At 35.9% G+C, this 9,611-nt stretch carries 7 protein-coding genes and 1 riboswitch; of the genes, 2 read left to right on the forward strand and 5 right to left on the reverse strand.

Features of this window, described 5'->3' with window-relative positions; translation table 11 throughout:
* Positions 1–40 precede the first annotated feature (40 nt).
* Positions 41–139: riboswitch (SAM riboswitch) on the reverse strand.
* Between the two features lie 94 nt (positions 140–233).
* The 4 genes from FLS47_RS11780 to FLS47_RS11795 all read right to left on the reverse strand — a co-directional run bounded on the left by FLS47_RS11780 (position 234) and on the right by FLS47_RS11795 (position 2,077).
* The gene (locus FLS47_RS11780; RefSeq protein ID WP_149914571.1) at positions 234–665 is read right to left on the reverse strand and encodes an OsmC family protein; all 432 of its coding nucleotides are present in this window, start codon (positions 663–665) and stop codon (positions 234–236) included.
* Between the two features lie 8 nt (positions 666–673).
* Positions 674–901: a GNAT family N-acetyltransferase gene (locus FLS47_RS11785; protein WP_149914572.1), complete on the reverse strand. Its 228-nt coding sequence runs from the start codon at positions 899–901 to the stop codon at positions 674–676.
* A gap of 8 nt (positions 902–909) precedes the next feature.
* A complete protein-coding gene (gene rimM, locus FLS47_RS11790) occupies positions 910–1,437 on the reverse strand; it encodes a ribosome maturation factor RimM (protein ID WP_149914573.1) in 528 nt (175 codons plus the stop codon).
* Between the two features lie 115 nt (positions 1,438–1,552).
* Positions 1,553–2,077 (reverse strand): 30S ribosomal protein S16, encoded by a 525-nt coding sequence (locus FLS47_RS11795; RefSeq protein WP_149914574.1) that lies wholly within the window; start codon positions 2,075–2,077, stop codon positions 1,553–1,555.
* Positions 2,078–2,247: 170 nt separating this feature from the next.
* Between FLS47_RS11795 and FLS47_RS11800 the strand changes: the two genes are divergently transcribed.
* Both FLS47_RS11800 and FLS47_RS11805 read left to right on the forward strand, forming a co-directional pair.
* On the forward strand, positions 2,248–5,589 hold the full coding sequence (locus tag FLS47_RS11800; protein ID WP_149914575.1) for a UvrD-helicase domain-containing protein: 3,342 nt from the start codon (positions 2,248–2,250) through the stop codon (positions 5,587–5,589).
* A 15-nt stretch (positions 5,590–5,604) separates the two neighbouring features.
* Positions 5,605–8,493: a PD-(D/E)XK nuclease family protein gene (locus FLS47_RS11805; RefSeq protein WP_149914576.1), complete on the forward strand. Its 2,889-nt coding sequence runs from the start codon at positions 5,605–5,607 to the stop codon at positions 8,491–8,493.
* Between the two features lie 36 nt (positions 8,494–8,529).
* On the opposite strand, the gene FLS47_RS11810 is transcribed toward FLS47_RS11805, so the two are convergent.
* Positions 8,530–9,396, reverse strand: coding sequence for a cupin-like domain-containing protein (locus FLS47_RS11810; protein WP_149914577.1), 867 nt, complete (start codon positions 9,394–9,396; stop codon positions 8,530–8,532).
* Between the last annotated feature and the right edge of the window lie 215 nt (positions 9,397–9,611).

Here is a 9,611-nt window from a genome sequence, read left to right on the forward strand (position 1 = left end):
TTAGGCCAAGAGAAAAGACACAGAGGTGTGGTCTATCTAAAACTTATCTTTCCCAATTGGGGTAGAATGTAGCACCTTGAAAAATATCAGGTTGCTAAGGCTTCAGCGGGTCTATTCCCTCTGCCTTTCTCTATAAGCTCCGCTAATATCGGAGTATTAACTCAAAAGTTAAAATTTAAAAGCAAAAAGATTTATGAAATCTTCAATTTGCAACGCAGAATTATTGATATTTACTAGATTTTCAGGTCAGTTTCTATCAAAATTTCATTTGAAAGCAGTTTATTCACAGGACAAGCTTCGGAAATTGCCATTAGCCTTTTCAGATCCTTTTCTGCTATATCTTTACTTTCAAATGAGATAGACTTCTTAAATGTCGCTGATTTTTTCGTGGTATTATGTACCAATTCTACATTAACTTGTATCATCCCGAGATTTAACTCTTTACGATCTGCATACATTTTCAATGTTGCAGCCGTACACATACCCAATGATGAAGCCAGCAATTCATAAGGATTAAATCCTTTATTTTGCCCACCTAATGATTCCGGTTCATCGCCAACTATTTGTTTAGCATCTAAAGTCGAAATAGTGGTTATATACTTTACATCAGCAATTGAGGCTGATATCTCCGCGTTTATCGTCTTTGCGTCTGCTTTAGCATCCATGAATTATCCTAATTAAATTTCTCTTTATAATCATCACGTACAACCCTAACCCATTCTGGATGTCTTTTGATATAGGCTAATACCAACGGACATAGCGGCACTAATGTATATTTATTCTCTTCAATATATGCCAATGTCTTTTCAATAAGCGCCGTAGCCACCCCGCAACCAGCCAATTCTTCTGGACTTTCGGTGTGAATTAAAGTAATTACATTATTTATTTCTTTGTAATCAATAAAAACTTTTACTCTTTATACAGATCTACCAATCCTTCTGGTAGGTCTACTTCGATAATTTCTTCATCCCCATCAATACCTAAAATCAAATCTTCCGAAAGCGGAAACATCAATTGCTTACCTTCTTCCAACTTGACTGTCGCAATAAATTGTTGCGGCATTTCAGTCACATCAACAATTTCACCCAACTCACCGTGCTCTTCGTCTATAACCAGAAAACCAACTAAATCTTTCCAACGAAAATCGTCAGGATCACGCTCAGGCATTTTATCATTTGGAAGATACATCTTGCGACGAACTATAGCCTGCGCCTTGTCAATATGATCAACATCCTCAAAAGTTGCGTAAGCTGTACTATTTTTCTGCAATTTTATAGCATCCACGAAATATGGAACCAATTTTTTGTTCACTTCAAGAAAGATAACATCCAATTCCAACTCATCGTAATCCTCAAATTCGAAAAACAATTGCACTTCCCCTTTTAGACCACGCGTCTTAGATACATATCCGATGTAAAAACTTCCCTCTATTGTCATGCTATAAATTAAAAAGACAAAATTAAAAAATAAAAAAATATGGTAAAGACACCAATTTAATAAAAAAGCCGATTCAAAATCTGAATCGGCCTTTCTTGAATACTGTATGAAAGGATTAACCTTCAGTTTCTTCAGTTGTAGCTTCTTCTGCAGCCTCTTCAGCTGGAGCTTCTTCAGCAACAGGAGCATTTTTAGCAGCGATAGCAGCAGCTTTAGCTTCTTTTTTAGCAGCCTCAGCAACTAAAGCAGCTTTTTTAGCTTCATCTTTAGTGTTAGCTAGACCATCTTTTTTACCAGAAATTTTCGCTTCGTTAGACGCAGTCCAAGCCGCAAATTTTTCTTCTAAAGCAGCCTCATCAAAAGCACCTTTTTTCAAACCACCTTGCAAGTGTTTTTTGTACAATACACCTTTGTAAGAAAGAATAGCACGAGCTGTGTCTGTAGGTTGCGCACCTTTGTTCACCCAGTCCAAAGCTTTGTCAAAATCCAAAACGATAGTCGCTGGATTAGTGTTTGGGTTGTAAGAACCGATACGTTCGATGAATTTACCATCACGTGGAGCACGTGAATCTGCTACTACTAGGTGGTAAAAAGGACGTCCTTTTTTACCATGTCTTTGCAATCTGATTTTAGTTGCCATGTTTTGTAATTATTTATGTATTCAACATATCCCCCGTACTTCATGTATGAGGGGACGCAAAGATAAAAATATTTTTTCAAACTAAAAAGCTTTAAATGAGCCTACTCTATAATGCGTTTGATATAACAGCTTTTTTAATGTAATTTCAATCTTCCTAATCGTATTTCGAAATGATTCATGTTGCTCCGTTAAAAATTCTTAAAGCTTCCGCTGGTTCGGGTAAGACATTTAGTTTGACCTTACATTATATCACTTTACTCCTGACCAATGAGAACAGCTACAGAGAGATTCTTGCTGTTACCTTTACTAATAAAGCTACAGCAGAGATGAAAGAACGTATTCTTTCAGTGCTGCAAGGTCTTGCTGTTGGTGAAACATCAAGTAAGATTGATAGCTTTAGAAAACTACTTTTGGAACAAAACCCACAATGGTCAGCTGCGCTCATTCAAGAGAAAGCATATCGCGTTTATCGCAGAATTTTGCACGATTATAGTCATTTTACGATTAGCACCATTGATGGTTTTTCACAAAAAGTCATTCGTTCTTTTACGTACGAACTTAACCTAGATGCAGCGTATAAGATTGAAATGAACACCAACAAAGTCAAAACAGATTTGACGATGATGCTGAATCAATTGTTGGACGAAAAACCAGAATTATTGGATTGGATTATTGGCTACGCCGAAAAGAAAATTGCTAACAATGAAAATTGGAATTACCGCAATCAATTGAGCCAATTGGCTGGTTTGATATTCACAGAGAATTTTCAAGAGTTTGATGGCGCCTTAGCATCTGCTGATACAAATGAGATTTTTAATTTACTCAACAAAGAGGTTTTTGAGAAAACACAATCATACCTGGATAGCTTAAGTTTAGCCATTCAGTCTTTTCAAGAAACATTCAAATCCTTGCATGTGGATGCCAATGAAATGAAAGGTAAATCTCGAAACCCCTTAGTTTCGGCAAATAAAATTACGCCACAAGTTCAAAAGTTGTCTTTATCTGGTCTTATAGAGTTACTAGGAAAATACACCAAACTAATCGACGATGAAGATCCGTATACTGATAAAGACAAGAACCTACGTTATGATCTAATTGAAGGATTTAGACCGGTATTGAGGCAATTTGCAACTTTAGAACAGTTATTGCCAACCTATATTGCTTATCAATCTGTGCAAGGCAATCTTTATTATTTAAGACTGCTGAAAGAAATGTCTGACTTGCTTAGTACTTGGCGGAAAGAAAATAGTGCACAATTGATTTCTGATTCGCAGATATTGTTGAACAAATTGGGTTTAGACGCACACAATGACCCGACATTTATCTGGGAAAAAATTGGTAATCGTTATAATTATTTCTTGTTTGATGAGTTTCAGGACACTTCACGTATTCAATGGAAGAATTATAGTCCTTTATTATTAAATGCATTGAGTAACTCCGAAGGATTGCAAAGTGAGCATTTGATTGTCGGGGATGTCAAACAAAGTATTTACCGCTGGCGAAATGGTGATTGGCGCATTTTGTTGCAACAGGTGGAAGAACAGGTTACTAAAAATTTCCATGTGGATGCAGATAATACAAAGCATTTTATTGATAATGGAATATTAGAAACTAATTTCCGAAGTCTGCCAAATATCATTCGATTTAATAACTATCTCTACCAATCTATTCCGACTCACATGCAAAATGTGCTGAATGATATGGCTCAAAATGAGCTTTCGGAAGAAGGTATACGCTGGTGGCGAAATGCACAGAACGATAGTATGCTTGTGCGCGCTTACGAAAATAGTGCACAGGAAATTCCTGAATTTAAGTTAAATGATCCGAATAAGCAGGGATCAATAGAAATAGAATACATAAATGTAGAGGATAGCCGATGGCGAGCAAATCAAGCCAAGGAAGAATCTATCAATAATCTTTGCGAAAAAATAGGTAACTGGATTTCGAGTGGTAGATATGATGCCAAACAAATTGGTATTTTGGTACGTAGCAATAGGCAGGCAGTAGAGATTATTCAAAAGCTGATGGAGTACAAAAATGCTACAGGACTGCAATTTGATGTAATTTCGGGAGATGCACTATCTCTGGCATCGAACGACGCTATCAATCTATTGGTCGAATCGTTAAAAGCTTTCATTTACAACAGTGACAAGCATGTGATTCACAATGCGCGGATGGCTTATCTCTATCAGATTATTTCCACCCAAAAATCTTTTGAAAATGACGCCTGGTTGAATTTTAAAGATAATAATATTGAAAATCTCCAAAGTCTTCTTCCCGAACAGCTTATAACTGACTGGGATGTTTGGCAGAAATTACCGTTGATTCATCTTGTCGAGAAACTTATTGAAATATATGGTTTCACATCAGATTACAATGTGCATTTACCTTACATTTTGACTTTTAAAGACATTGTAGGCAATTTCACCGCAAATGGCGAACGAGGTATCAATCAGTTTATAGAGTTTTGGGAAGAAGATGGCAATAAAGCAGTATTACCTTCAAGTGGAAAAGTAAATGCTATAGAAGTCACTACTATCCATAAGTCCAAAGGTTTGGCTTACGATGTGGTTATGATTCCGTTCTGCTCGTGGACGTTAGATGGTATGGCTAACGGGGATTTTTGGATTAATACCGAAAATACACCTTTTGCACAGCTTGGAAGAATTCCAATTAAATACAGTTCTTCCGTTGGAAAATCCCTTTTTTACCAACAGTACTTTGAAGAAAAGCTGTTCAATTACATGGATTCATTGAATACATTATACGTGGCAACAACTCGGGCTATCGAACATATTTATATCACCGCACCAGCATTTGCTACAGATAAGAAAACTGGTAGCGTTAAAGTATGTAATGACCTCATTTCTGATGTCATCTATCAAGTATTAGATCATCCTAATGCGCCATTTCCAATTGAAGAGCAAAAAATTCAATCGGACAATATCATTGTCAAAGAAGAAAACAAAGAGTTGGTCGATAGTGGGAAAATAGCTTTAGAGCGCTATCCTATTTCAGTAGCAATGGAAAATGCGTTGGATAAAAACAGTAAACGCACCATAAACACCATTTTAATGCTCGAAAAAGCATCGCAATATGGCATTCTTGCGCACGAAGTCATGTCAGAAGCTTCCAAAGAATCGGATATTCAAAAAATCGTAGCGCGCTATATTGATGAAGGTATTTTAGCAGTAGAAAATAAAGACCTCCTTGAAAAAGAAATTTATCAAATATGGCATCATCCACAAATTAATCAATGGCTTTCTGGGGAATACAAAATCTGGAACGAATCAGGGATTATAACTGCAGATGGTCGAACACTCCGCCCAGACAAAGTCTTTACAAAAGAAGGAGAAACAATAATTTTGGATTTTAAATTCACAGGAGACAATTATATCGAGCATAAAACACAAGTTGATCAATACATGAAAGCCCTCCAAAACTTAGGTTATAAAAATATCCGTGGCTTTTTGTTCTACGCCAAGGTCAATGAATTAGTAGAGGTGAAATAGATTAAGAGAGTCGAAATGAACACAGCGTTTTTAGCAGGAGTAGCAGAAGATATCAAACAACGCTTCGGGACAGATTTGTCCGAAATAGCGATTGTTTTCAACAATAAACGTCCGATTACGTATCTGAAGAAACATCTTGCAGACACGTATGGTCACGCGATATGGTCGCCACAGTTTTACACTATACAAGAGTTTTTCAGTTTGGCTTCCGAAGCAGAGCAGGTGAGCCAATTAACGCAATTTTTCTATTTGTACGAATTGCACAATGAATTCTTAGGCAAAGAAGGACATGAACCCGAAACGCTTGAAGAATTTTATCCGATTGCTGAAATTATTTTAAGTGATTTCAGCCAATTGGATTATGATTTGGTGAATATCGATCACATCTATATGGAATTGTACGATACAAGCAAAATCGATATTGAGTTCCAGCATTTGACCAAAGAACAACAAGATTTTATTCGTCAATTTTGGCAATCTTTCAGTATCGCAGGGCATAAAGGTATTCAAGAACGATTCTTGAAATTATGGAAAAGACTTCCTATACTTTATCGTGCTTTCAAACAAATATTAATAGAACATAAGCAAACTAATTATCCTACGATTTATCGCCAATTGGCAGAGGGAGAATTAGATAGCATTTCATTAATAAAACCTTTCAAAAAAATTCTTTTTGTAGGATTTAACGCGTTGAATAATGCGGAAGCTAAACTTTTCAAACAATGGCAAGAACTAGGAAAAGCGTTATTTTATTTTGACGCGGATGCCTATTATTTGGAAGACAAGCAACAAGAAGCTGGGTTATTTATCCGAAGGAATATATTTCAGACGGAATTACAGAATGCATTAGGCGAAGCACCCAATGTCATTGGAAATCGTAAGGATAATATACACTTGATTGCTTCTAGTGGTAAGGTTAGTCAAACAAAACTTCTTCACGATGTCTTGTTGGGAAATGAAAAAGAAGGAAAAACCTCTGCTATTCTATTAGCTGACGAATCCTTATTGGTTCCCTTATTACAAAGCTTACCCAATCTCAAAGCAAACATCACAACAGGTTTTCCGCTGACACAATCTCCGATTTTTGGTATCCTAGATTTGTGGATGCGAGTGCATGAGCAAGTTTCGCATCTTAAGAAAACAAAAATAACATATCAAGAAGTAGAAACATTTTTGAACAATCCACTAACCAAAACTTCAACTAAAGAAAAAACAGCTTTACAAAAAGCCATTGCTGACAAACAACTTTTTGAAATCGATATTGACGATATAAGTGTCAAAACATCAGTTTTGCCTCATTTTTTTAGACCATTAGAATCCTCCAAAAAGGTCATCCCAACCTTGATTCATCTATTGGATGAATTGTTGATTTCCCTAGCGCAAGACACGCAAATTAAGCAAATCGATGCGAATCTATTGATCGAAACCAAAAAGGTTTTGAACCAATTGCATCTAGGATTTGAAAAAATGCCAGAACTGAGTATAATCTTTCAAATAGGTTTGATTCGGAAAGCAATTGCGCCGATTAACTCTGCTATTGAAGGAGATCCATTAGATGGCTTACAAATTATGGGATTGTTGGAAAGCCGATGTTTAAATTTCGACAATGTTTATATTTTGGGTGCTAATGAAGGTATTTTACCAAAAACTTCGAGTGCTGCAACCTTTCTACCAAACACCTTGCGAAGAGCGTATGGATTACCCATTTTAGAAAATCAAGATGCACTTTCGGCATACCTATTCTATCGTCATTTGCAATACAGCACAGGTATTCACTTGTTTTATAACAGTATCGTAGACGAAAACAGTACAGGTGAAGAAAGTAGGTTTATTCGCCAGTTGGAATTTGAAAGCAATTTTAATTTTATAAAAAAGCAACAGCAGCAACCTATTCTTTTCCCTCCAAACGAGGAAGAACTTATAATTCCAAAAACAGGTAAAGTGTGGGGAAAATTGTACGGGAAATATATAGTTGGTAAAGCCAAAATTTCAGCAACAGCATTGACAACGTATTTGCTTTCACCGTTGCAATTTTTCTTCAAGCACGTTGCAGAAATCAAAGAACCACCTCGCATATCACAAGAATTTGAGATGAATGTATTAGGTACAGTCATTCATAATGTGATGGAAACCATTCTAAAACCATACAAAGGATTATCTGAATTTACTTCAACACAAATATTAAGGGATAAAATCAAAGAGGTAGATTCACTTATAATTCTTGAAATCGGAAAACAGTATGGTGATGAATTCACCGAAATTAATCAATTGAATAGTTTACAACGCATCATGCACAAAATTGCATGCGAATACGTTAAAATGTATTTGGAATACGACGCCGAAAACTACAAGTCTTTTCGTATTATCGAATTAGAGAACGATGAAGATTATGTATTAGACTTTCCTATCTATGTTAATGGAAAAGAAGAAAAAGTGCAAATTTTTGGTATTATTGACCGTGTTGATGAAGTAGTTACTGACCTAGGCGAAGTTAAAAAACGCATTGTAGATTATAAAACAGGTGGAGATACGGTTGATTTTAAAAATATAGAGAAAGTTTTTGCGTCCAATAGCTCGAATAAAGCGCTAATCCAAACTTTATTTTATGCGTACGTATTTGAACAAAAGACAGGTATATCAAATCTTGAACCGCATCTTTATGTCGCACGCAAAATGCGCGAAGAGGGAACGCTTTTCTATGGCAGCCGAGGAGCATTGATGGAAGGTGAATTTTTAGCAGATCAAAAGGAGGAATTCTTCAAATTTTTAACAGCTACATTGGAGGAAATATTCAACCCAGCTATTCCATTCAAGCACAATCCTGAAGCAAAAATTTACGATTCTGATCCTTATACTTTATTCTATCGAAATGCGATAAAAGAGGAAGAAGAAATTGCAGAGTAAAACTAAAAAGGTCGAATTAAATTTCGACCATTTTAGTTATTTATATCTATTCATTGCTTTATCAGCACGTTTGCGTGCTTTATCAATTTTATAATGCAACCATTTATCTTTAAAAATTTTACGCATCGTATCGTCAAAATGACGCGTAATAAATAAATTGCGTGCGCCTTTCAATTTTTCACCCAAAGAGTTTGCTAATGCACGTACTGAAATGGAATATCCTTCTGTTTCATACTGAATGTAATGCCAATATCCAGCAGGCATGTAACATGTATCTCCAGGACCTATCACTGCCTCATAACCATTCAAATATTTCAAAGCTGGATATTCTTCTAAACTACTAGTTTTCAGATTCGCAATACTGTGAAAATTGTAAGGCAACTTATACATCAAGTCGGACTGATCATTTGGAAATAACCAAATACGCTTGTACCCCTGAAACTGCGAAATAAACACATGCGACATATCTATATCAAAGTGATTACGCGTAGCTGATCCTTCTCCACCAAAAAACATATACGGTAAACCTTGAATTACCTTACCCCCTGTCACGTCATTATAAATTACATCCTTTTTCAATTCTGGACGTATTTTCAATAAATTAAACAAGAATAAACGCAATTCAGTAGGTTCACTACTAATTTTATCTAAATACTGTGCAAAAGTCATTTTCCCAACAGGAGGACTTGCAGCGTAATTATGGCCTTCTTCTTCCTTACCGTAGACATCAATTTTAACATCACCAGCTATTTCCTTGAAGTAATCATAACTCCACTTTGTCCAACAAGCACTATCCTTACTTATAAAATCTTTCAAGATAACGGGCTGACCTTTGTTTAGATAATCTCTAACAAAATCTTTAGGAGAAATTCCCGAAATGCTATCAACAGGTTTTAGTTTCACAAGCTTTTAGTTTTTTATCAAGTAAGTACAAACATAAAAAAAAATATTTCTACATTTTTATCTCTTTCTATATTTTATATCTACCTGTAGTGAACTACCCATTTGCTAAAGACAAATGGGCTTCGGGCTTCACAGACTTGTGCTTTGTTGCCAAAGTCTTATTTGAGTCTCCGCCCGTGTAATCGCCAGTTCCTGACGATATTATTTTTAATCCT

This window comes from Sphingobacterium cavernae (assembly GCF_008520265.1).
GTDB lineage: Bacteria > Bacteroidota > Bacteroidia > Sphingobacteriales > Sphingobacteriaceae > Sphingobacterium > Sphingobacterium cavernae.

What these genes read in the sequence shown, in the direction of transcription:
- FLS47_RS11795 (WP_149914574.1), bottom strand. Translation starts at nt 2,077, where the DNA reads ATGGCAACTAAAATCAGATTGCAAAGACATGGTAAAAAAGGACGTCCT.
- FLS47_RS11805 (WP_149914576.1), top strand. Translation starts at nt 5,605, where the DNA reads ATGAACACAGCGTTTTTAGCAGGAGTAGCAGAAGATATCAAACAACGC.
- FLS47_RS11780 (WP_149914571.1), bottom strand. Translation starts at nt 665, where the DNA reads ATGGATGCTAAAGCAGACGCAAAGACGATAAACGCGGAGATATCAGCC.
- FLS47_RS11800 (WP_149914575.1), top strand. Translation starts at nt 2,248, where the DNA reads ATGATTCATGTTGCTCCGTTAAAAATTCTTAAAGCTTCCGCTGGTTCG.
- rimM (WP_149914573.1), bottom strand. Translation starts at nt 1,437, where the DNA reads ATGACAATAGAGGGAAGTTTTTACATCGGATATGTATCTAAGACGCGT.